20 protein-coding genes are annotated in these 24,179 nt (G+C 36.1%); 13 read left to right on the top strand and 7 right to left on the bottom strand.

Features of this window, described 5'->3' with window-relative positions; genetic code table 11:
• Nucleotides 1-60: 60 nt before the first annotated feature.
• On the top strand, nt 61-753 hold the full coding sequence (locus tag ACRYLU_RS07395; protein ID WP_428281329.1) for a YjjG family noncanonical pyrimidine nucleotidase: 693 nt from the start codon (nt 61-63) through the stop codon (nt 751-753).
• A 44-nt stretch (nt 754-797) separates the two neighbouring features.
• On the opposite strand, the gene ACRYLU_RS07390 is transcribed toward ACRYLU_RS07395, so the two are convergent.
• Nucleotides 798-2,186, bottom strand: coding sequence for an MDR family MFS transporter (locus ACRYLU_RS07390; RefSeq protein WP_260311060.1), 1,389 nt, complete (start codon nt 2,184-2,186; stop codon nt 798-800).
• A 103-nt stretch (nt 2,187-2,289) separates the two neighbouring features.
• On the bottom strand, nt 2,290-2,916 hold the full coding sequence (locus ACRYLU_RS07385) for a TetR/AcrR family transcriptional regulator (RefSeq protein WP_017864721.1): 627 nt from the start codon (nt 2,914-2,916) through the stop codon (nt 2,290-2,292).
• Nucleotides 2,917-3,260: 344 nt separating this feature from the next.
• On the opposite strand from ACRYLU_RS07385, the gene purD reads away from it, so the two are divergent.
• The 3 genes from purD to purK are packed head-to-tail and all read left to right on the top strand — an operon-like array spanning nt 3,261 to nt 6,173.
• A complete protein-coding gene (gene purD / locus ACRYLU_RS07380) occupies nt 3,261-4,499 on the top strand; it encodes a phosphoribosylamine--glycine ligase (RefSeq protein ID WP_445081382.1) in 1,239 nt (412 codons plus the stop codon).
• A gap of 31 nt (nt 4,500-4,530) precedes the next feature.
• Nucleotides 4,531-5,016 (top strand): 5-(carboxyamino)imidazole ribonucleotide mutase, encoded by a 486-nt coding sequence (gene purE, locus ACRYLU_RS07375; RefSeq protein ID WP_058205496.1) that lies wholly within the window; start codon nt 4,531-4,533, stop codon nt 5,014-5,016.
• Nucleotides 5,017-5,066: 50 nt separating this feature from the next.
• Entirely contained in the window at nt 5,067-6,173 is a 1,107-nt protein-coding gene (gene purK, locus ACRYLU_RS07370; RefSeq protein ID WP_445080822.1) for a 5-(carboxyamino)imidazole ribonucleotide synthase, read from the top strand.
• A 154-nt stretch (nt 6,174-6,327) separates the two neighbouring features.
• Here purK and ACRYLU_RS07365 read toward each other — a convergent pair whose 3' ends face one another.
• A complete protein-coding gene (locus ACRYLU_RS07365; RefSeq protein WP_445080821.1) occupies nt 6,328-7,272 on the bottom strand; it encodes an AraC family transcriptional regulator in 945 nt (314 codons plus the stop codon).
• A 110-nt stretch (nt 7,273-7,382) separates the two neighbouring features.
• Here ACRYLU_RS07365 and xylA point away from each other — a divergent pair, with 110 nt between their 5' ends.
• From xylA to ACRYLU_RS07330, 7 genes are all read left to right on the top strand, one after another.
• Nucleotides 7,383-8,702, top strand: a complete 1,320-nt coding sequence (gene xylA, locus ACRYLU_RS07360; RefSeq protein ID WP_058205495.1) for a xylose isomerase — start codon at nt 7,383-7,385, stop codon at nt 8,700-8,702.
• A gap of 66 nt (nt 8,703-8,768) precedes the next feature.
• A complete protein-coding gene (gene xylB, locus ACRYLU_RS07355) occupies nt 8,769-10,274 on the top strand; it encodes a xylulokinase (protein WP_445080820.1) in 1,506 nt (501 codons plus the stop codon).
• Between the two features lie 2 nt (nt 10,275-10,276).
• On the top strand, nt 10,277-11,281 hold the full coding sequence (locus tag ACRYLU_RS07350; RefSeq protein ID WP_445080819.1) for an aldose epimerase family protein: 1,005 nt from the start codon (nt 10,277-10,279) through the stop codon (nt 11,279-11,281).
• 54 nt (nt 11,282-11,335) lie between these two features.
• Nucleotides 11,336-12,820 (top strand): MFS transporter, encoded by a 1,485-nt coding sequence (locus tag ACRYLU_RS07345; protein WP_080739844.1) that lies wholly within the window; start codon nt 11,336-11,338, stop codon nt 12,818-12,820.
• A 24-nt stretch (nt 12,821-12,844) separates the two neighbouring features.
• Nucleotides 12,845-14,524 carry a glycoside hydrolase family 43 protein gene (locus ACRYLU_RS07340; protein WP_098393539.1) on the top strand — a complete coding sequence of 560 codons (1,680 nt, stop codon included), beginning with the start codon at nt 12,845-12,847 and terminating at the stop codon, nt 14,522-14,524.
• Nucleotides 14,525-14,583: 59 nt separating this feature from the next.
• Nucleotides 14,584-15,186, top strand: a complete 603-nt coding sequence (locus tag ACRYLU_RS07335) for a sugar O-acetyltransferase (protein WP_058205489.1) — start codon at nt 14,584-14,586, stop codon at nt 15,184-15,186.
• A gap of 168 nt (nt 15,187-15,354) precedes the next feature.
• Entirely contained in the window at nt 15,355-16,731 is a 1,377-nt protein-coding gene (locus tag ACRYLU_RS07330; RefSeq protein WP_012898121.1) for a sugar porter family MFS transporter, read from the top strand.
• A 57-nt stretch (nt 16,732-16,788) separates the two neighbouring features.
• On the opposite strand, the gene ACRYLU_RS07325 is transcribed toward ACRYLU_RS07330, so the two are convergent.
• The 4 genes from ACRYLU_RS07325 to ACRYLU_RS07310 all read right to left on the bottom strand — a co-directional run bounded on the left by ACRYLU_RS07325 (nt 16,789) and on the right by ACRYLU_RS07310 (nt 21,671).
• Nucleotides 16,789-17,874, bottom strand: a complete 1,086-nt coding sequence (locus ACRYLU_RS07325) for a GntR family transcriptional regulator (protein ID WP_038600166.1) — start codon at nt 17,872-17,874, stop codon at nt 16,789-16,791.
• Between the two features lie 147 nt (nt 17,875-18,021).
• Nucleotides 18,022-19,287 (bottom strand): oligosaccharide MFS transporter, encoded by a 1,266-nt coding sequence (locus ACRYLU_RS07320; RefSeq protein WP_038600169.1) that lies wholly within the window; start codon nt 19,285-19,287, stop codon nt 18,022-18,024.
• Nucleotides 19,288-19,308: 21 nt separating this feature from the next.
• The gene (locus ACRYLU_RS07315; protein ID WP_256293894.1) at nt 19,309-20,280 is read right to left on the bottom strand and encodes a glycoside hydrolase family 43 protein; all 972 of its coding nucleotides are present in this window, start codon (nt 20,278-20,280) and stop codon (nt 19,309-19,311) included.
• 23 nt (nt 20,281-20,303) lie between these two features.
• The gene (locus ACRYLU_RS07310) at nt 20,304-21,671 is read right to left on the bottom strand and encodes a sugar porter family MFS transporter (protein ID WP_038600175.1); all 1,368 of its coding nucleotides are present in this window, start codon (nt 21,669-21,671) and stop codon (nt 20,304-20,306) included.
• Between the two features lie 200 nt (nt 21,672-21,871).
• On the opposite strand from ACRYLU_RS07310, the gene ACRYLU_RS07305 reads away from it, so the two are divergent.
• Nucleotides 21,872-23,455 carry a xylulokinase gene (locus tag ACRYLU_RS07305; protein ID WP_104141655.1) on the top strand — a complete coding sequence of 528 codons (1,584 nt, stop codon included), beginning with the start codon at nt 21,872-21,874 and terminating at the stop codon, nt 23,453-23,455.
• Nucleotides 23,456-23,470: 15 nt separating this feature from the next.
• Nucleotides 23,471-24,172, top strand: coding sequence for an L-ribulose-5-phosphate 4-epimerase (locus ACRYLU_RS07300; RefSeq protein WP_269889218.1), 702 nt, complete (start codon nt 23,471-23,473; stop codon nt 24,170-24,172).
• Nucleotides 24,173-24,179 lie beyond the last annotated feature (7 nt).

The following is a 24,179-nucleotide window of genomic DNA, read 5'->3' as shown; positions in this document are numbered from 1 at the left end:
GACACTTTTTTCTGATATAATGTAGAGAATGCAAAGAATACATTAAGCAAAGGAAAAGAAATGACTGTACTACTTTTTGATATTGATAACACCTTACTTGATTTTGATAAAGCAGAATATGATGCTTTGGGAAAAATTTTTACCCACTATCAAATTGAAGATAATCAGGAAAATCGTGCGACTTACTCTCGTGAAAACAAAGCGCTTTGGCGTTTACACGAATCAGAAAAACTTTCACGTGAAGAACTTCTATCTACTCGATTTGACCATGCTTTTAGGGCTTTAAATGTGTCAGTAAATTATAATCCAGTTGCTGTTGATGATGAATATCAACTTTACTTATCACAAGGGCATGAGTTGATTAATCATGCCAAAGAATTACTGACAGAGCTGTCAGCAAAAGAGGCAGAAATGTATGTGGTTAGTAATGGAACTTCACGTGTTTCCCGTCCACGAATATTTGAATCTGGAATTTCTGATCACTTTAGAGAAATCTTTATTAGTGAAGAAGTGGGTCATCATAAGCCTTCTCTTGCTTTCTTCGATTACGTCTTTGACCACATTGAAGCGGCCAATCAAAAGAAATTCACAATCGTTGGCGACTCCCTAGCAACTGATATTTTAGGAGGGAATAGAGCTGGAATAAAGACAATTTGGTATAATCCAAAACAATTGGAAGTTAGTGGAGAAGCACAACCAGATGTGCAAATTCAAGACCTATTAGAAATTCCAGCTTTGGTTAAAAATTGGTAATAAAAAAACACTGTTTATTTAAACAGTGTTTTTTTATTATGCCTTCACTTTTTTTTCAAAAACAGACTTAAAATGAAACCAAAGCTTACAAAAATAAGGAGTAAGTAGAAAGTATGGTGGAAGGCAGTTAGATTTGCTTGTAAAGGAGAAAGTCCAGTCTGTTTTTTGATTTGACCACTTAAAAAAGCTGTCAAAAAGGCAATGGCAAATGAGTTGACTACTTGCATCATTTCATTTGTTAGTGGAGTAACTCGACTGATATTTTTCATTGGAACAGATTGAAGGGCGTGATTATTAACTTGCATATTGACTAAACCTTGACTTAAACCAAGTAAAACAATAGCACAAAGTGTGAAAGCCAAAGAAGAACTAGGTTTAATTTGACTAAAAAGACTAAGACTTAAAGCTCCCAGAGTAAAGCCCGGCAGAACTGCGGCTTTCGTCCCAAATTTATCAAAAATAAGCCCACCGATGGTCATTCCTAAAAAACTAGCAATTGCCTGCGGAACCATGATTAGTCCTGTATTTTCAGAAGAAAGTCCAACGACATTTTGTAAGTAAAGTGGGACAAGAAGCATGGCCCCAAAAACAACGATTTGATTAAGCCACATGAGCGAAATTCCTTTTGTAAATTCAGGAATTGCAAAAGCTCGAAGGTGTAAAAGAGGATTCTCAACACGTAGTTCAACAATAATGAATAAAAGCAACATGATAAAACCAAGCCCTACAAAAGAGAGGGCAGTAGGATTTGACCAGCCTTTATCTGCCCCAACGTGCACACCATAAATTAAAATTGGAAAGGCAAATGGAGAAAGAAGAGTCCCTTTTAAGTCAATTTTACTTGCTTTATTTGCAGGAAAATTGGGGAGAAAGAGGAGAACAAAGATTAGGGCTAGAACTCCAACCGGAAGATTAATCAAAAAGACAGCTGACCAATTGAAGTGTTTAACTAAGAAACCTGAAAGTGCAGGTCCTATTGTTGGAGCGAGCAACATTGGTAACCCTAGAAGGCCCATCATTGAACCTCGTTTTTCCATTGGGATAATTTTAAAAGACATCCCAATTCCGATTGGAGCAACAACGCCACCAGTTAAGCCTTGAGCAATTCGCCAAATAATAAGACTTTGCAGTGAGTGAGCATTAGCTGCAAGAAATGAAGCGATAGTGAAAAAAATGATTGCTAAAGCAAAAACTTTTTTATCTGAAAAGCGGTCTCCCAAAAATCCAGCAAATGGAATAACTGTGGCCATAGCTAAAGTATAAGCAGTAATGACCCACTGACTATTTGAGAGATTTTGATGGAAAGCAGACTGGATATGCGGAAGAGTGACATTCATAATGGTTGTATCCATCATTACTAAAAGCATTCCAATTGCAATTGTTAAAACTGCAGGTAAGACTTTTTTTAAATTAAAATCATTAGTATTATTCATAAAGAACCTTCGTTTATATTTTTTAGAACAGTGTTCGGTAAAAATAATACCATTGTTCTAAAGCAAAGTCAAGAAAAAACTTCCTCAGGAAGTTTTTTATAAATTAATTAATTTTAAGCATTTTTTCAATTCCTGAAATAATAAGCTGTAAACCAAACTCAAAACTTTCAGAAGAGCCAAGACTGGTGAGGCTTTCAGTTCGCCAATATTTATCGAGAAAAGGAGCCAGTTGTACCAGAGGAATTTTGACAGTAGAAAGAGGTTTTTCGGGTTGCTCTACTAAACGATCACTATCTATTTTACTGGTGTAAATAAAATTTAGAAAAAGGTTAATGGTGTAAAATTTATGATCATCAGAAAGCTTGAGATCATCTACAATCATTAAAAGTTTATCAAAGAGCCGAAGATAGTTCTCAGATTCTGGTGGATAATCCATCATCAATTGTGCGAGGTTTGGATAAGATTCTAAAACAGCATAAATATTTTTACCATAGACGAAAAGGCGGTCTTGCCACGTTTTCTCATTTGCTGGAAAAATAATTTCAAGGCTTGCTTTATCAATAAGTTCTGCAAAAAGTGCTTCTTTACTTGAAAAATGGTAGTAAAGAGAAGACACTGTCATTCCTAGCCGACTAGCTAACTTACGCATTGAAAATTCTGTGAGAGGAAGTTCTTCTAAAAGTTCCCAGCTGCTACTAATAATTTTATCTTTGGTTGGTTGAGTCGCCATAAGTTTTCGCTTTCTTTTTCTACTTAGATTTATTTTACATGTTTTTAATGAAAATTGCGATAGAAAAGCTGATAAACAAATTTGTCATTTAAAAATCGCAAAGGAAAAACTCCGGCTGGAATTGAGTAAATACCGAACAATCTCTCTTCTTATTTCTTGAAACTTTTGTTCAGGCTTTTTCTTTTATCATAAATCTTTTAAGATAGAATTATAAGATTTATAAAGCAGGAAAAGATAGATGAGCTATCGTCACTTTGGCTTTTATTATTCGTTCAAGATTTGTTGAATAATAAATAAATTAGATGAATACTATATAAAAAGCGTTTGGGAATATCGGAGAAATGATGAAAATTTTGGTAATTGGCTCTGGCGGCCGCGAACATGCCTTAGCAAAAAAATTTATGGAAAGTCCTCAAGTTGAAGAAGTCTTTGTAGCTCCAGGCAATTCAGGAATGGAAAATGATGGAATTCAAATAGTTGATATTTCCGAACTATCTAATGATAAATTAGTTGAATTTGCTCAAAATCAAAACATTGGACTGACATTTGTTGGCCCAGAAACTGCTTTGATGAATGGCGTTGTCGATGCTTTTAGAAAAGCAGAATTACCAATTTTTGGCCCAAATAAAATGGCCGCAGAGCTAGAAGGTTCAAAAGATTTTGCAAAATCAATGATGAAAAAATATGGGGTTCCGACGGCTGATTATGCTACTTTTGATAGCTTTGAGCCTGCTCTTGCATATCTAGATGAAAAAGGAGTTCCCCTTGTGATTAAAGCTGATGGGCTCGCTGCTGGAAAGGGTGTGACAGTTGCCTTTGATATCGAGACCGCTAAGTCAGCTCTGGCCGATATTTTTTCTGGTAGTCAAGGAAAAGTTGTGATTGAGGAATTTCTTGACGGTGAAGAATTTTCTTTATTTAGTTTTGTCCATGACGGAAAAATATATCCGATGCCGATTGCTCAAGACCACAAACGAGCTTTTGATGGAGATAAAGGCCCTAACACAGGGGGAATGGGGGCTTACTCACCGGTCCTACATATTTCTAAAGAGGTTGTGAATGAGGCTTTTGAAAAAGTTGTTAAACCAACAGTAGCTGGAATGATAAAAGAAGGCAAGTCATTTACAGGCATTCTTTATGCAGGGTTAATTTTGACAGAAGATGGAGTCAAAACAATTGAATTTAATGCACGTTTTGGGGATCCTGAAACCCAAGTTGTTCTCCCCCGTTTAAAAAGTGACTTAGCTCAAGCAATTATTGATATTTTAGCTGGAAATGAGCCAACATTAGAATGGCTTGAGTCTGGTGTGACTTTGGGTGTGGTTGTTGCTGCAGAAGGCTATCCTAGTCAAGCAAAACTAGGACTTATTCTTCCAGAAATTCCTGAAGGATTAAATGTTTATTATGCAGGAGTTTCCAAAAATGAAAATAATCAATTAATCTCTAGTGGAGGCCGAGTTTATCTTGTTTCTGAAACGGGAGAAGATGTAAAAAGTACACAGAAATTGCTTTATGAAAAACTTGATAAATTGGAAAATGATGGTTTCTTTTATCGTCATGATATCGGTTCACGAGCAATATAAAAATTTTGGTTAAGAAAAAAGAAGAGGAAAAATGGCAGAAGTAGCAATTATCATGGGTTCGAGCTCAGATTGGGCGACAATGAAAGAAACAGCAAAAATTTTAGATGAATTTGGTTTAGCTTATGAAAAAAAAGTCGTATCAGCACACCGAACACCAGCTTTAATGGCTGAATTTTCGAGCCAAGCTCATGAGGCAGGTTATAAAGTGATCATCGCGGGTGCTGGTGGAGCCGCTCATTTGCCAGGAATGGTAGCTGCTCAGACCCTCGTCCCAGTCATTGGCGTTCCAATAAAATCGCGAGCTTTGTCTGGTTTGGATTCACTTTATTCAATTGTTCAAATGCCGGCAGGAGTTCCTGTAGCGACAATGGCAATTGGAGAGGCTGGAGCAAAAAATGCTGCTTTATTTGCTTTGCAACTTTTGGCAAATACAAACGAGAATTTATACCAAAAATTGTTGGTCTATCGGGCTGCTGCACAAGAAATGGTCGAGGAATCAAACAAAGCATTACTTTAAAAAGAGTTCAAAAGTTGTCGGATTTCAAATAATGAAGGGTAGGAAGACTTGTGATAAAGAATACAAAGCAAACAATTGGTATTATTGGTGGAGGTCAGCTTGGACAGATGATGGCAATTGCTGCTCAATACATGGGACATAAAGTCATTACACTTGACCCAAATCCAAACTGTTCTGCGGCAAAAGTATCTGATGAACTGATTGTTGCACCTTATGATGACGTTGAAAATTTATTAAGACTTGCCTACGCTTGTGACGTCATTACTTATGAGTTTGAAAATGTATCAGCAAAAGCTTTGCACGAAATTGAAGGCTGTGTAAGGATTCCTCAAGGAATACGTCTGTTAGAGATTACGCAAAACCGTCGCTTTGAAAAAGAATTTTTGACCAACGAAGCTAAAGTTAATGTTGCGCCTTGGCAACTCGTAGATTCAGCGGAAAAACTCCCAGAGATAGTAACTAGAAAACAAGTTCTAAAAACAACAACTGGAGGCTATGACGGTCATGGACAAGTGGTTTTAAATGCTGATGAAAACTTGTCAGCTGCAAAATCACTGACAGAACTTTCAGAATGTGTTTTAGAAGATTTTATTTCTTTTGAACGTGAAATTTCTGTTATTATTAGTGGAAATGGTCACGAATATGTGGTTTTTCCTCTAGCTGAAAACGAACATAGAGAAAACATCTTACATCAGACGATTTCTCCGGCTCGTATATCTGCTGAAATTACAGAGAATGCTTATAAAATTGCGGCCTCAATTGCGGAAAAATTAGAGCTATCTGGCACCTTATGTGTGGAAATGTTTTTAACAGCAGATGGTCAAATCTATGTCAATGAACTAGCTCCAAGACCACATAATAGTGGCCACTTTACAATTGAAGCTTGTGATTTCAACCAATTTGATTTGCATATTAAAGGGATTTTAGGAGAAGACCTACCAGAACCTAAACTTTTGAAAGCTGCCATTATGCTGAACGTTTTAGGGCAACACGTTGAGGCAGTTAAGAGACTTAATCATGAGCATGCCGATTGGCATCAACATGATTATGGAAAAGCAGATGCTAAACATAACCGAAAAATGGGACATGTTACGATCTTAACAAATGATTTTGACCAAACGATTAATGAAATTAAAGCAACTAAAATTTGGGATTAATAAAAAATACTTGGTAAAAGCCAAGTATTTTTTTTATTTGATTTAGGCATGATAAAATGACAACATTTCCCCTGAAAAATAGAACAAAACAGTAAGATAAGATTCTTAGAAAGCGATATCATTAACTTGTTAAAAATAAAGAGTCTAAAAATGACTACTTGTTTTTTTCAAAGTTTTTTTCTAAATAATATTGCAAAATATCAAAAGAGCCTCTATCAGAATAAAAAACTTGATTATCAATTTTATCTTGATTGAAAGTCATGTAGTTGAGATTTGGGAAGAGTACACTATTTTTTCTAAATTCCTTCGGTAGAACACCATAAGATTTAAGAAAAGCGGTGTTGAGCGTTCTGATATCTGAGAAACCACACATGTAAGCAATATTTAATAAATTATCTTTAGAAGAAGAAAGTAATGTTCTTGCTTTTTCAGAACGAATCTTATTTAAATACTCGTTGAAATTAATCCCAAAATTACTTTTAAAGAAATGGGAAAAATACGTTCTGGAAAGTCCTTCATGCGAAGCAATCATTTCTAAAGAAATTTTATGGTCATAGTTTTCATGAATGTAAGAAGAAATTCTTTCCATTCGCTCTTGGAGATCCATTAATTTATTTTGTTCAGAACTGCTTAAAATACTGTATTCAGAAATACTTAATAAGCGATCTAATAAAAGGGAAGTATATCCGTGAGTACGTAAGGAATTATTCTTATCATCAGCAAAATAACTTAAAGCCGCTTGTAAGAGTAATTTTAAAGTTTCAGGTTGATTTTTTAGATTGAAAGGATGACTTTCAAAATAAATTTTATCCAGCTGAGGGAAGATAATTTTAAAAATTTCTGATGAAAACTGTAGAATCAAAAGTTTCATAGAGTCGCTTGAAGATAGTTCGTGAACTTGGCAACTATTAAAGATAATTGCATGTCCAGCTTTGATTTCAAAGCATTGCTCTTGTGTTATTACCTGACCAGCCCCTTCTAAGACAAAAGCTAATTCAATGTCAAAATGAAGGTGAGGTTTTCTGTAAGTAATATCGACAAGTAGAAAATTAAGATTATTTATTTTTGAGTGATAAATATTCTCTAATTCGTTTTTCATGTTCATTCTCTCCTAATCACTATTATTATGACATATATTACAAAAAATGTATAGTAGTAATTACGAGTTTGGAAATAATATTAATATCATAAAGAGGAGGAGCTATAAAAATGGCTTACTTTAACGACATCGCACCTATCAAATACGAAGGTACAAAAACTAAAAATATGTTTGCCTTTCGTCATTATAATCCAGAAGAAGTAGTTGCTGGTAAAACAATGGAAGAACAACTTCATTTTGCCCTTGCGTTTTGGCATACAATTACAATGGATGGGTCAGATCCCTTTGGGGGAGCAACAATGGAACGTCCTTGGGATTTGGAAGGTGGTTCTGAACTTGACCGTGCTCACCGTCGAGTAGATGCTTTCTTTGAAATTGCTGAAAAATTAGGTGTTAAATATTATTGTTTCCACGATATTGATATTGCACCTACTGGAAATTCTTTGAAAGAATTTTATGCTAATTTGGACGAAATTACTGACCACCTTCTTGAAAAACAAAAAGCAACAGGGATTAAATTACTTTGGAATACAGCAAACATGTTTTCAAATCCCCGCTATATGAATGGTGTTTCAACTTCTAACCGTGCTGAAGTCTTTGCTTATGGTGCTGCTCAGGTCAAGAAAGGACTTGAACTTTCTAAAAAACTTGGTGGTGAAAATTACGTCTTCTGGGGTGGTCGTGAAGGTTATGAATCACTTTTGAATACAGATATGGGTCTTGAAATGGATCATATGGCAAAATTCTTCCATTTGGCAATTGATTATGCAAAATCAATCAACCACTTACCTATTTTCTTGATTGAACCAAAACCAAAAGAACCAATGACTCACCAATATGATTTTGACTCAGCAACAGCTCTTGCTTTCTTGCAAAAATATGACTTGGACAAATACTTCAAACTCAATCTTGAAACAAATCATGCTTGGTTGGCTGGGCACACTTTTGAACACGAATTAAATACTGCACGTACTTTCAATGCTTTGGGCTCTATTGATGCCAATCAAGGAAATTACTTGCTTGGTTGGGATACAGATGAATTCCCAACACTTGTTATTGATATCACACTTGCGATGCACCAAATTCTTTTGAATGGTGGACTTGGCAAAGGTGGAATTAACTTTGATGCGAAAGTACGTCGTACAAGTTTCAAAGCAGAAGATTTAATTCTTGCTCATATTGCAGGGATGGATACTTATGCGCGTGCTTTGAAAGGTGCAGCAGCAATCATTGAAGATAAATTCTTGTCTGATATTGTTGACGAACGTTATAGTTCATACAAAAATACAGAAGTTGGACAATCTATTGAAAATGGAACAGCAACTTTTGAAAGTCTTGCCGCATTTGCACTTGAACAAGGTGACGATATTGAACTTGATTCTAATCACTTGGAATACATCAAATCAGTATTGAATGATTATCTTGTTTAAAATTTAGAACTTAAAAGAGGGCGAGGAATTCCTCCTCGTCCTTCTCTTTTATTATGAGGAATAATAATGACTTACGTGTTAGGAATTGACTTAGGAACATCAAGTCTTAAAGGGATTTTGATGGATGAAGTTGGTAATTTAATTACAACAAAATCTGCTGAATACCAAATTGATACGCCCAAACAAGGCTATTCTGAACAACGTCCAGAATATTGGATTGTGGCACTTGAATCAGTACTGACCGGTTTGTCAGTAGAAATTTCAGACTTTGGTCAGCAACTTGCAGGCATTAGTTTTTCGGGGCAAATGCATTCATTAGTCGTTTTAGATGACAATAATAAACCAGTTTATCCAGCAATTCTTTGGAATGATGTGAGAACAAGCAAACAATGTCAAGAAATTACTGACAAACTTGGTCAGCGACTTTTAGAGATTACAAAAAATATCGCTCTTGAAGGATTTACCTTACCAAAAATTCTTTGGCTCCAAGAAAATGAACCAGAGGTTTGGTCAAGAGTTAAAAAAATAATGTTGCCAAAAGATTACTTGAGCCTTTGGCTGACAGGAAATATTTATACCGAATTTTCTGACGCAGCAGGAACTTTACTTTTAGATATTGAGAAAAAACAATGGTCAGAGGAAATTACTGACGCATTCAATATTGATAGGGGAATTCTACCTGAATTGATTGAATCCACTGACCGAACAGGATTTGTCAAAGCAGAAATAGCTGAACGCTATAAACTGACAAATGAAGTAAAAGTATTTGCTGGTGGAGCCGATAATGCTGCCGCCGCTCTGGGTGTTGGTTTAATCAATGAAGAAGTGGGCTTGATTTCAATGGGAACCTCCGGAGTCGTTTCCGCTTATGAACCTAAAATTGCAGATTATAAAGGAAAACTTCATTTCTTTAATCACACGGTTCCGGGTGCTTATTACTCAATGGGAGTAACCTTGGCTGCCGGAAATTCTTTAAACTGGTATAAGGAAACTTTTGGAAAAGGCTTGAGTTTCAATGAACTTTTGTCAGAAGTTTACACAGTTTCTCCTGGTTCAGAAGGATTGCTCTTTACGCCATATATTGTAGGTGAAAGAACACCACATTTTGATTCAAAAATTCGTGGAAGTTTTATAGGAATTTCTGCTCATCATGAACAAAAACATTTTTCAAGAGCGGTGCTTGAAGGAATTACTTTTTCATTGCACGATTCTAAAGATATCATGGAAAAAACGAAAAATAAGAAGTTTAAACGTTTGATTTCCGTAGGTGGGGGTGCGCAAAATCCCGACATTATGCAAATGCAAGCAGATATTTTTAATTCTGAAATGATTCGCTTAACGGTTGAGCAGGGACCGGGACTTGGTGCTTGTATGATTGCTGCTTTTGGTTGTGGACTTTTTGATAGCTTAGAAGCGGTCACTGAAGCTTTTGTTCATTACAAGGAAGCCAGTTTCACACCAAATCCGAAAAATGTAGCACGTTATGAGCAAATTTATCAAATTTGGAAACAAGTTTATAAAAATACCTCTGAAATTTCTCATCAATTAGTAGAATTCAATGACGAAGGTTAATTATGACATTTACCATTTCCAAAGAATCTTTGACTTTTAGAGCTGACAAATCAATTAGTCAGATTACATTATCAAATGAACGACTCACCATCGTTGTCCATGATTATGGAGCAAGAGTCCATCAACTCCTCACTCCTGACAAAAATGGAACATTTGAAAATATTCTTTTATCCAAAAACAATTCCGAAACCTATGCAAATGATGGAGGATATTATGGTGTAATTTGCGGTCCAGTTGCCGGGCGTATTTCAGGTGCTACTTATGATTCTGTCAGTTTAGAGGCAAATGAAGGAAAAAATAATTTACATTCTGGAAGCCATGGGTGGGAAAGACAATTTTGGTCTTATGAAACTTTTGAAACAGCATCGTCTCTTGGCATTAAACTAAGTTTAAGAGATGAGGAGTCTGGTTTTCCAGGTCAAATCCAAGCAGAAGTCACTTATAAATTAACTGACAATAAGTTAGAAGTGACAATATCAGGTCTGTCAGCAACTGATACTGTCTTTAATCCGGCTTGGCATCCTTATTTTAATCTGTCAGCAGAATTATCAACAACTCATGAGCATTTCATTCAAGCAAATGTTGACTTTCTAGTTGAAACCAATCAAGAGAATATACCAACTGGTCGTCTTCTAACTGTTGACGACAGTTCTTATTCAATTAAAGAAAGCGTTTCAATCAAAAAACTTTTAAAAGATAATTCCGAAGGACTAGATGATTGCTTTGTTTTTAATACTAAAGGAGATAAAAGTTTGATGCTTTATGACCCTTTATCTGGTCGGAAACTAGTAGCTCAAACTGATAGACAAGCGGTCGTGATTTACACAGCCACAAATCCAGAAACAGAGTCAATGATTAATGGCAGACCAATGTCCAAAAATCGCGGAATTGCTATTGAATTTCAAGAAATACCTGACCTTGTTCATCATCCTGAATGGGGAAAGATTGAGCTTAAAGCAGGTCAAAAAAAGACTTTTATAACAGAATATCTATTTACAAGAGATTAAAAATTTACTGACAAACTCATCAGTAAAAATAATTTTAATAAAATAATAGGAGGGATGTACTCAAAAATGAGTAATGAAATCAAACAAGTTCAACATGATGAATATCATGAATTAACGCTTGGAGAACGTATTGGTTATGGAATGGGGGATTTTGCACAAAACCTTGTATTTGGGACTGTTGGTGGCTTTTTAGCACTCTATATGACAACGGTCAATGCGATTGGTACTGCAACAGCCGGTTTTATTTTTCTGTTCGTTCGAATTATTAATGTATTTTGGGACCCAATGGTTGGGACTTTTATTGATAAAAGAACATCAAAAGCAGGAAAATATCGACCTTGGCTTTTAAGAGCAGGTATTCCTCTAGTGATTTTAGCTGCCTTACTTTTTGCACCTCTACCAGGTGTTAAAGGGTCTGTCCCCTTTGCTTTTATCGTTTATTTTGCCTTAGACTTAGTATATTCAGTTGTTAATATTCCTTATGGTTCACTTAATGCATCATTAACTCGTAATCCGGAATCCGTTGATAAGCTGACAAGTACACGGATGATGTTGGCAAATGGAGCAAATCTCTTAGTCTATACCCTCTTTCCAATGTTTGTTCAAATGGCAGCACCGAAAGGAAGAAGTCTTAAAGATACTGGATTATTTGGCCTTAAACTTCATATGGGGAATTATACTGATCCCTCAGCGGGACATGCTTGGTTTGGAGTTTACTCAGTTTATATGATTATTGGTGCAATAGCTTTATTCCTATGTTATAAATTGACCAAAGAACGTGTGGTTGCAACAGCAGAACAATCGGCAGAAGTTAAAACAACTGACCTCTTCCTTGAATTAAAGAACAATCGTCCACTTGTAATTCTAGGGATTTTCTTCATGTTAGCTTTCACCTTCATGTTTTTCATGAATACTGTAAATGGTTTCTTTAATCAATTTGTTGTTGGACATTCAGAATGGATGGGAGCCATTGGCCTCATTGCTTCAATTCCAGGAATTGTTTTCCCAATCTTTTGGCCTCGTTTAAAGAAAATTTTTGGTAAAAAAGGTTTCTTCCATCTTTTTATCGGAATGTTCATTGTTGGAGAAATTTTAACATATATTTGGTCACTTAATGGAATGCATGATGCCCTCTGGTTAGCTTATGTTGCTACCTTTATTAAACAATGGGGCTTAACATCAGCAACAGGATTCATGTGGGCATTAGTCCCTGAAGTTGTCGCTTATGGAGAACTCAAATCGGGTAAAAGAAATGCTGCGATTATTAACGCAATCATGGGACTTTTCTTCAAAATTGGTTTTACATTGGGTGGAGCGATTCCACTTTGGTTCTTGGCAGCTTATGGTTTCAATGAAACAGCAGCACATCAACATGCTAATGCCTTAGCTGGTATAAATCTCACAGCAATTTGGATTCCAGCCATTCTTGCTTTTGTATCAATGATTATTATGCAACTCTATCCAATTTCTGATAAGGATGTAGCAGAGATTAATCAACAGCTTGATGAAAAACGTGCTCAACTTAAGGAAGCGGAATAATTTATATTAAAAGGAGACAAAATCATGTCACTTATTCAAAACCCAATTCTTCCCGGCTTTAATGCAGACCCAAGCATTATTCGCGTAGAAGATACTTATTACATCGCGAACTCCACTTTTGAATGGTTCCCCGGTGTTCGTTTACATGAATCAAAAGATTTAGAACATTGGAACCTACTTCCAAGTCCATTGTCAACAACCACTTTGTTGGATATGAGAGGAAACTCAGCTTCAGGTGGAATCTGGGCCCCTGATTTATCTTATGCGGATGGTAAATTTTGGCTTGTTTATACAGATGTTAAGGTTGTCAATGGTGCTTTCAAAGATATGACCAATTATTTAACAACAGCCACAGATATCAAAGGACCATGGACAGACCCAATCAAGCTCAATGGTCTTGGCTTTGACGCTTCACTTTTCCATGATAAAGACGGACGAAAATACTTAGTTCAACAAACATGGGATCATCGTGAATACAAGCATCCATTTGACGGAATCACATTGACTGAGTTTGATGTGACAACAATGAAGTTACAACCTAAAACATCTAAAACGATTTACAATGGTACAAATGTCAAATTGGTTGAAGGTCCACATCTCTACCAAATTAATGATTATTATTATCTTTTTGCGGCTCAAGGTGGAACAGTCTTTACGCACCAAGAAGTCGTGGCTCGCTCTAAAACATTGGATACTTTATCTTTTGAAACTGAACCCGGTGATCCATTTATTACAAACTTCGATACTCCTGATAATTATATTCAAAAACAAGGACACGGAGGTCTTGTATCTACACCCAAAGGTGAGTGGTATTATGCTTCCTTATGCGCTCGACCATGGAATCATAAAAATGAATCAAGCACAGACCCTCGTGGTTGGAGCTCTTTAGGTCGTGAAACTTCTATCCAAAAAGTGGAATGGGACGAAGAAGGTTGGCCACGTATTGTTGGTGGTCATGGTGGGACAACTTTTGTCGAAGGACCAAAAGATGCAATTCAGACTAATGCACCTGCTGACCACAGTCAAAAAGACGATTTTGCAAGTTCTACTTTGGATATTAACTGGAATACATTGCGTGTCCCATTTACTGAGAAAATGGGTTCAGTTAGAAATGGCAAGTTAACATTGATTGGTCAGGGCTCTTTGGCAAATAATTTTGATTTATCTTTGATTGCTAGACGTTGGCAAGCTTTCTATTTTGATGCAGAAGTCAAAGTAAAATTTGACCCATTTTCTTACCAACAAATGGCTGGATTAACCAACTATTACAATGACCGTCATTGGTCCTTCGCTTTTATCACATGGAATGAAATCAATGGAGCTGTCATTGAAGTTGCTGAAAATAACAGAGGAAACTATACTTCTTATTTAAAAGATAATGCCATTAAAATTCCTGACGGGACTGAATATGTTTGGTTCCGCACTAAAGTCCGTAAAGAATCATATTCTTATGAATATAGTTTTGACGGCAAAAAATTCATAGAAATTCCTGTAGTCTTAGATGCGGCTGTCCTTTCAGATGATTATGTTTTACAAACTTATGGCGGATTCTTCACTGGAGCATTTGTTGGGCTTGCTGCCGTTGATTATTCTGGATATGATAGAGTTGCAGAATTTTATAACTTTGACTATAAAGAATTAGGAGACAAGGTCTTACCAGACGGTTCTTATACTTGGAAAGCAAGTGAATCAAGATTTGATTAGTCTACAATCCCTTACCTACATTATTTGTAGTAAGGGATTTTTAGTAAAGGAAAAAGTCGATGAGAATGTTAGATGAAGCAGAAAAATTACGTTTAGCAAAGCTATCTATTTTTGATAAAATAAATAATGGTGATTGGTACCAATATAGCAAAGAAGTAGAACTACAAAAAATAGTCAAAAATTCTAGTCAAAAAATTTCTGAAATTAATGATAAGGCAAAAGAAAATATTGATGAAGCAAGAAAACTCTTGGAGGATTTTCTTCCAAATTTACCTCAAAGTTCAGAAATATATTTTCCAATAATTGCTTTGGAATATCCCAATCGTTTTAAAGTCGGAGAAAATACTTTTATTAATAGTGGACTTCAGATTATTAGTGCGGGTAAGGTTAAGATTGGGAAAAACTGTTTTATTGGACCAAATTGTCAATTATTTACACCTAATCATCATGCCAGGGATGTGTTTTTAAGACGTGAAGGCTGGCAATATGATGGGCCAATAGTAATTGGTAATGATTGTTGGCTTGGCGGTTCAGTGATTCTTTTACCTGGAGTTTCTTTAGGAGATGATGTTGTCGTTGGTGCTGGCTCTGTGGTGACCAAATCATTTCCTAGCCACTGCATAATTGCTGGAAATCCGGCACGCTTGATAAGAAATGAATAAACTCATAAAAACTACTCTTACATAAGAGTAGTTTTTAGCTTTATTATGAGCAACATTTCCATTTTAAAATATCAAGGATTACAAGAAAGTAATTGTAGAAAGCGGTATCATTTGTGGGTAGTAAAAAAGGCAAGAAGACTTGCAAATAAAAATTAAGGAGTTACTATCATGAGAAAACTTTCTCCCACTTTCATCTATTTTTTTGGTGCTTTAGGTGGCTTATTATTTGGATATGACACAGGCGTCATATCGGGAGCACTACTTTTTATTGAAAAAGAGAGCTGGCAGGTGAGTTCTTGGGCTTGGATGGAAGGATGGATTACAGCGGCAGTTTTAATGGGAGCTGTAATTGGCGCGGTCGTGATTGGACCAATGAGTGACCGTTTTGGTCGGAAACGTTTGTTACTTTTGTCAGCGGTCATCTTTTTTGTTGGAGCTTTAGGTTCAGGACTTTCAAATAGTGCTGAGTTACTAATCATCTCTCGGGTTATTCTCGGGATGGCTGTTGGGTCAGCTTCAGCTTTGGTGCCGACTTATTTATCAGAACTTTCACCCGCTAAAATTCGTGGTGGAGTTTCAACTATGTTTCAATTGATGATTATGACTGGAATTTTATTAGCCTATATCTCAAACTATGCTTTAAAGGGAGTTTCAGGAAATTGGCATTGGATGCTTGGTTTGGCCACTGTTCCAGCAGCCCTTCTTTTCATCGGTGGACTCTTTTTGCCAGAATCTCCAAGATTTCTTGTTCGTCATGATAATGAAGCAGGTGCCCGTGAAATATTAGGGATGATAAATGACGATCCAAACTCGATTGAAGCAGAAATTTCTGATATTCAATTGATGGCTAAGGAAGAAAAACAAGGTGGCTTACAAGAATTATTTGGTCAAATGTCACGTCCAGTTTTGATTATGGCAATTGGTCTGGCAATTTTTCAACAGGTTATGGGGTGTAATACGGTCTTATACTTTGCACCATCAATTTTTGTTGCGGTAGGATTTGGAGCAAGCGCAGCTTTACTTGCTCATATTGGGATTGGTATTTTCAATGTTATTGTAACTTATATTGCAATGAGAGTAATGGATAAAGTTAATCGTCGGTGGATGCTCAATTTTGGTGCTTGGGGAATGGGAATTTCACTTGTATTGATGTCAGTAGGAATGATTTTAGCAGAAAATGCTCATATTGGCTTTGGTAAATATTTAGCAGTTATCGCTTTAACGGTATACATTGCCTTCTTCTCAGCAACTTGGGGACCTGTAATGTGGGTAATGATTGGTGAATCTTTCCCACTTAAAATTCGTGGCTTAGGAAATTCTTTTGGTGCTGCCGTCAACTGGGCTGCTAACTGGGTGGTATCATTAACATTCCTACCATTATTATCATTCTTTGGAACAGGTAAAATTTTCCTGATTTATGCAGCTTGTTGTTTTCTCTCAATTTGGTTTACTAGTAAAAAAGTTATTGAAACAAGAGGTAAAACACTCGAACAAATCGAAGCAGAATTACTGCATCGTGTGCATCATTTAGAAGAAGAGGGATAAAAGATTTAAAAGAACTCCTTGCATAAGAGGCGAGGAGTTCTTTTATATAACTTAGTGTCAATCTTCAGTTTTTAGTTTTTTTACAGAATTTCTACGAATTAATTTTGGTGGGTAAAGAATATCTTTCTCAAATTTCCCGTTTTTTATGGTATTAACAATCCATTTTGCAGCGTCTATTCCCATTTTTTCTTTAGGATGGACAGTTGTTGTTAAACTAACTTCTCCCATTTGACTTAGAGTAGAGTCATCGTTTCCAACAATTGAAAAATCATCAGGAATTTTATAGCCAAGACTAGAAAGTTTTCCAATTAGCGTTTTAGCAATCTTATCATTGTAACAAACAATTCCACTGATGTCAGTAAATTCTTTTAAGTGGGAAATTATTTTGTCATAGATTGACACTTCGTTTTCAGTAGTATAAGTAATAATGGAATTTGAAGAAAGTTTAATTTCTTTTTCTTCGCATGCCTTTATAAAACCTTTCATGCGGTATTTACCTTGTAAGTCGTCAATTTTAGTTATTAATAAGAGGCGTTGGTGATTATTATCAATAAGTTCCTTTGTTGCTAAATAGCCAGTTTCAACATCATCAACATGGATCGATGGAGTACTTAGTTCTTCATAAGTTGCATTAATCATAACAATTGGAATGTTATGTTCTCGTAAAGTGACATAGGTTGCCAGATTAGGATTATATTGATTACTTTTTGTTGGCTCAACGATTAATCCATCTACACCAAATTCAATCATTCGATCCAAGCACTCTTTCTCTTGAAGATAATCATTATTAGTGCTCGAAAGAAGAAGAGAATAGCCATCAGCTTTCAGTTCTTTTTCAATTCCTCGGATAATTGTTGGGAAGATATAGTCAGAGATATAAGTTGTTATGACACCAATTGTTTTTTTAGGAGATGTTTCAATAGTTGAAGTTGGGGGTTCATTGACATAGGTTCCAGAACCTTTTTCTTTTCGGAGATATCCTTCACTTACTAATACCGATACCGCTTGTCTTACGGTATATCGACTTGCATGATATGCTTCTTGCAATTGCAACTCTGTTGGAATGACTCCACCAACGGCATATTCAGTTGAAATAATTTTATCTCGAAGTGAGTCAGCGATTACTTGGTATTTTGGTTTCATGGAAAGATCTCCTTTCTTACTTATTTTTAGTGATATTTAAAGATTTTAACTTACTTTAAACATTTACTATTATACTATATTATATCATAGGTACGGACAAAAAAGTAGATTAATAAAAGCCTCGCTTTATACGAGACTTTGGTTAATCTAGCTAGGATTTTTGGCTAAATTTTCGGAGGAGTGATCACTTAAATTATCAATAAATTTAGGCTTTTCTAAGAAAAGCAGAGCAACAATTGAGATAATCAAGACAACGCTCCCCATTATAAGATAAGTTGTTTGGAAACCGAGAGAATCATACATATTTCCGGCTAGAGCTGAGAAAATAAATACGGAAACTTGTTTCATAAAATTGGCTGTTAAAGCATAAACGGTTGCATAATACATTTTGTCAAAAGCTACGCCGATATATTTCATGATTGAAATTAAAACTAAAGGCATCTCAAAACCTGCTAATAAACGTAAAGCTACAACAACCGCATAATTTGGCGAAAGTGCTGTTCCAATGATTCGTAAGGCTGTAACAAATCCATAGATTAATAGACCATTTCGAGGACCTATTTTATTGACGACTTTAGGCATTATCAACATTAAAATGATTTCTATAAACATCTGAATGGTAACTGTATTGGAGTATACGGTGGTCGCTGAAGATACAGAGGAGAAAAACTGTTGAAAAAAGATGACAAACTGTTGATCAAACACATCATAAATGGCCGAAGCTCCCATATAGAAGAAGCCTAAGATCCAAAAATTACGTATTTTAAAAATTTTCTTTACATCCGATAATGAAATTTTTTCTGAAGTATTTGTGACTTGACTTACATTTTCATAATTAATTTTATTAAAGAAAACAAACATTATTAAGCAAAGAATAGCAGAAGCAGATGATACCCAGAAAATTAGATAAGGATTGATTAAAAAGATACGTCCACCTACAAAAGATGCTACCATACCAGCAATAGATCCCCCCACGCGCGAACGACCATATTCAAAGTTATTTGTTACAGATGCTCTCTGGATATACTGCTCAATAACACCAACACCACCGTTCAAAACAAAAGAGAGGTATAAACCCGTAAAAACTGCAACAGTGAACCCATTAGTTGCATTTAGGACAGGAATAAAGAACCATTGAAAAAAGGGGCCAATAAGTGCACCAGCAATCAGAATGATAATTACTAGTTTTTTCTTCATGACTAGTCTATCAGAAAAGAAACCGAAGAAAGGTTGGAAGAGAAGGGACATGGCGGCCATCATAGAAAAGACAATCCCAGCTTGACCACTATTGAGGTGTGCAACTTGTTCTAACCATAGGGTTAAATATCCAGCAACAATGGCCCAAATAAAAAAGTATGAAAAGTGAGAGACGGGGAATGACCAAAACATTCCTTTTTTTGTACTATTTTTCATTATTAATAATTCTCCTTTTGACTATTGAATAGTAAATTTCTGAGGTTTCTCAAATCTTGGGTCCCCCTTTTTGTCATAAGTAAAATCTTGTACAACTGTATGCCGATTTGGATCATAAAGTGGATCACCTTTGATATCAGTGTAGTTTCTAATATGGTAAACCATTAAGTCGGTTTTATTGTCTTCTGAAAGTGTAAAGGAATTATGTCCTGGACCGAATAATCCATTTTCAATATCAGATTCAAATACTGGTTGACTTGATTTTTTCCAAGCTTTTGGGTCCAATATATTGGAGTTTTCGTCAGCAGTTAGCATTCCCATACAATAGTTCTCATCAGTCGCGCTTGCCGAGTAAGTCAAGAAAAGTTTTCCGTTACGCTGTAAAACAGCTGGTCCTTCATTGACCCAAAATATTTTGGTTTCCCAATCATATTCAGGCTTACTGAGTAGAATAGGCTTAGTTTTCAAAGTCCAAGGATTTTTCATTTCGGCGATATAGATATTAGAATTTCCACGGATGTTTGGATCTTTTTGAGCCCAGATATAGTAAAGTTTTCCATTAAGTTGTAGTGAAGTTGCATCAAGTGCAAAAGAATCCATTGGAGTTAAAATTTGTCCTTTTTCAACCCAATTATCTTCGCTTTCCATAGGATTATTATTTTCACATTCAATACAAAACATCCGATGCTGAAACATTCCATTCTTATCAAACTCGGTTGTATGTGAAGCAGCATAGTAAACGTACCATTTACCTCTGATGAAATGGATTTCTGGAGCCCAAATCAACTCACTTTGAGCCCCAGTTCCTGAATCATGTTTTCGCCAGATTGTTCGAGGCATTGCAAAAGCTAGTCCTTCAATAGTTTTTGAACGGCGAAGTTCAATTAAATTATAAGCTGGAACAGAGGCTGTGAAATAATAATAACCATCTGTATGCTTATAAATAAAAGGATCCGCTCTTTGAATAATTAGTGGTGCTGTATAATTGCTCATAATTCTCTCCTTGTTGTAGGAATTTAATTTTTTATATGTTTTTCAATTTCTTCAAGTGTACGTCCACGGGTTTCAGGGACGAAGAATTGGACAAAGAGCACTCCTAATAGACAAATTACACCAAATATAGCAAAAACAGCTTCTTGGCTCATTGATGCGGTCATAATTGGAAATAGAAGTCCAACGAGGAAGGAACCAATCCAGTTAAAGGATGAGGCTAATCCAGAGGCACGTCCTCGAATAGCTAGAGGGAATACCTCACCTACAAGCACCCAAGTTAATGGAGCCCAGGTACATGAATAAAGGGCGACGTAAATACACAAAAAGAAAACAATCATCATAGGACTCGAATTGGGTATGATGAAATTGATGATGGCTGGAAGAATAAAGGAGAGCCCCATGATACTTCCACCCAATCGGAGGAGAGTACGTCTATCAAAGCGATCAGCAATTACTAAGAAGAAAAGTGCACCAATCACGAGGATAATTCCTTGAATAATCGGCCACATCAATGCTTCACTAGCAGAGTGTCCCGTTGCTTTTTCTACAATAAGTGGAATGTAGTAGAAAATTGCATTTGCCCCTTGAAATTGTTGAAAGGCAGCTACACCTAGGCCAGCTACTACTAAATATCTATAGCGGCTTGTGAAGAGGGTTCCCCAACTGGTAGAAGACAATGCAGTTGATTCTTGTTTAGCTGTATCTTGGATTGATTTTATTTCGTTTTCAATTTCGTCAGGTTTACGTATGAAGCTAAGAACTTGTTTAGCTTCATCTATTTTTCCAGATTTAATGAGGAATCGAGGGGACTCTGGCAAAGCTAATACCCCAAAGAAAAGAATTAATGCTGGAATTGCAGCAGCACCAAGCATAACACGCCAAGCAATATCCGTGGATAAATTTTTTAGAAAGTAATCGGCGATATAAGATAAAAGCATACCAGAAACAATCATCACTTGATTAATACCTGACAACCGTCCTCTAATATTAGCGGGTGACATTTCAGACATATATGATGGAACGAGAGCTGAAGCGGCTCCTACTGCTAGTCCCAATAAAATTCGGACAATGATTAAATAATATTGACCATCATGAGGCGAGATAGAAGAAAGTAACGAACCTAGCATAAAGATTAGTGAGGAAATCAGTATCATTTTACGTCGACCCAGACGATCAGACAAAAGTCCAGCTGCTGCACCACCAAAGATAGCACCAAACATTACTGATGAAGTGATCCATCCTATAATTGTTGCATTATTGGTTAAGCCCCAACTAGTTTGTAAAAAAGGGAGGGCTCCAGTCATTACTCCTATATCATAACCGAATAGTATTCCGCCAAATGCACCAAAAAAGTAGATAAAAGAAGCAGAAATTTTTTTATTAGTTTTCATGCTATTGAAAATCTCCTTATAAAATTATGTAATTATGTAAGCGTTACGTTCTAAGCGTTTTCATTATACCTCTTGTGTACGGACAAGTCAAGTGATTTTTAAAAATAATTTATTTTTTTCTTGACATGTCCGTACATAAGTGGTAATATTTGTTCTGTAAGCGCTACTCATTAGCAAATAATTAAGAAAAAGGAGAAAAAATGGTCTCTTTAAGAGCGGAAGAAATGTTAGATATTGTTGATGTCCGCACAAATTTGGGGATTGAGTTTGGGTCCACGCGAATAAAGGCGGTATTAATTGATTCCAAATTCCAGACAATTGCATCTGGAAGTTATGAATGGGAAAACAAGTTAATTGATGGTTACTGGACTTATTCGACAGAAGAAGTATGGAAAGGGCTGCGAAGGAGCTACAGAGAACTGGCAACGGAAGTCTATAAAAAATATGGACTAATACTTGAAAAGGTTGCTTCAATTGGATTTAGCGCAATGATGCACGGTTATATGGCCTTTGATAAAACTGATAAACTTCTAGTTCCTTTTAGAACTTGGAGAAATTCAACGACATCAGAAGCCTCAAGAATGTTGACAGAACTTTTTGATTTTAATATTCCTGAACGATGGACTATTGCTCATTACTATCAAGCGATACTAAATCGAGAAAAGCATATCAATCAAGTTGAATATTTAACAACCTTAGCTGGCTATGTCCATTGGCAATTGACGGGGGAAAAAGTTTTGGGGATTGGTGATGCTTCTGGAATGTTCCCGATTGACAGCGCAACAAAAACATATAATAAAAAATTTATTAATCTTTTTGAAAAAGAGACTTCAACGAGTTTAGAAAAAATTTTTCCGAAAGTTTTACGAGCTGGTGAAAAAGCAGGTACATTAACAAAGCAAGGAGCGTTTTTGATTGATCCTACCGGAGCTCTTAAAGCTGGAATTCCTCTTTGTCCGCCAGAAGGAGATGCAGGAACCGGGATGGTAGCGACAAATAGTATAGAAGTTCGCACGGGAAATGTTTCTGTTGGGACTTCAGCATTTGCGATGATTGTTCTTGAGAAGTCTCTTTCAAAGGTCTATCCTGAAATAGATATTGTGACCACTCCCGACGGAGAAGTTGTTGGTATGGTTCATGCCAACAACTCTACTTCAGATATCAATGCCTGGATAAAGCTTTTTGAAGAATATACGGCAAGTTTAGGAATTACTGTTAATCGTGAGAAAATATTTTCAATACTTTTTAATAAAGCTTTGGAAGCGGATAATGATCTAGGAGGGCTATTAAGTTATGGTTATTTTTCTGGTGAAAATATAACAAAGGTAAGTGCAGGACGTCCTCTATTTGTTCGATTACCCGATGGTAATTTTAACTTAGCGAATTTTATGAAAACGCATATTTATAGCGCTTTTGGCGCAATGCGCATTGGTATGGATCTTCTAAAGCAGGAAAAAATCAAAATCAGCGGTTTAGTAGGACATGGAGGAATTTTCAAAACTCCAGAAGTTGGGCAGCAGATTTTAGCTGCTGCACTGCAAAAGCCTGTCACGGTTATGGAAACGGCAGGAGAAGGTGGTGCTTGGGGAATGGCTGTCTTGGGAGCATTCAGTTCTAGTGAAAATGATAATTTAAATAAATTCTTAAAAGAAAAAGTTTTTGCAGCTGTTAAAAGTATTACAATAAATCCTAATCCTTCAGACGAAACAAGTTATAACTTGTTCATTAAACGTTATCGTGAAGGGCTTGATCTGGAGCGTCAAGCTGCTGAAAAAATAAATTAAATAGTAAGGAAAAAAATGTTAGAAGACTTAAAAGAAAAGGTATTAAAAGCAAATCTTGAACTTCCTGAACATCATCTTGTTGAATTTACTTGGGGAAATGCGAGTGCTTTTGATAAGGAAACAGGCTATTTTGTCATTAAGCCAAGTGGGGTAGATTATGGGAGCTTAAAAGCATCTGACATGGTAGTGGTTGATTTGGATGGGAAAGTTATTGAAGGAGAATTAAACCCATCGTCAGATACTCCAACGCATGCCGTACTCTACAAAAAATATCCGGAATTAGGTGGTATTGTCCATACACATTCGAATTGGGCAACTGCATGGGCAGAGTCAGGTGTAGATGTTTCGGCTATGGGTACAACTCATGCGGATACCTTCTACGGTCCGGTTCCTTGTACTCGCTACTTGACAAAGGAGGAAATTGATAAAGGATACGAGTATGAAACTGGTAAACTTATTATTGAAACTTTTGAAGAAAGAGGGATTGATATCTTAGATATACCAGCTGTTTTACTCCATGGGCATGGTCCCTTTACATGGGGGGGAAATGTTGAAGCTGCTGTATATAATGCAGTAGTTTTAGAAAATGTTTGTAAGATGAATATTTTTGCTCGTCAAATTAACAGTTATGCAGCGGATTTACCTCAAAGAATTTTAGATAAGCATTACTTACGTAAACATGGTAAAGATGCTTATTATGGACAAAAAAATAAATAATATGAAG

The sequence above is a fragment of the Lactococcus sp. KTH0-1S genome (assembly GCF_052544945.1).
This window is presented reverse-complemented; position numbering and strand designations above follow the sequence as displayed.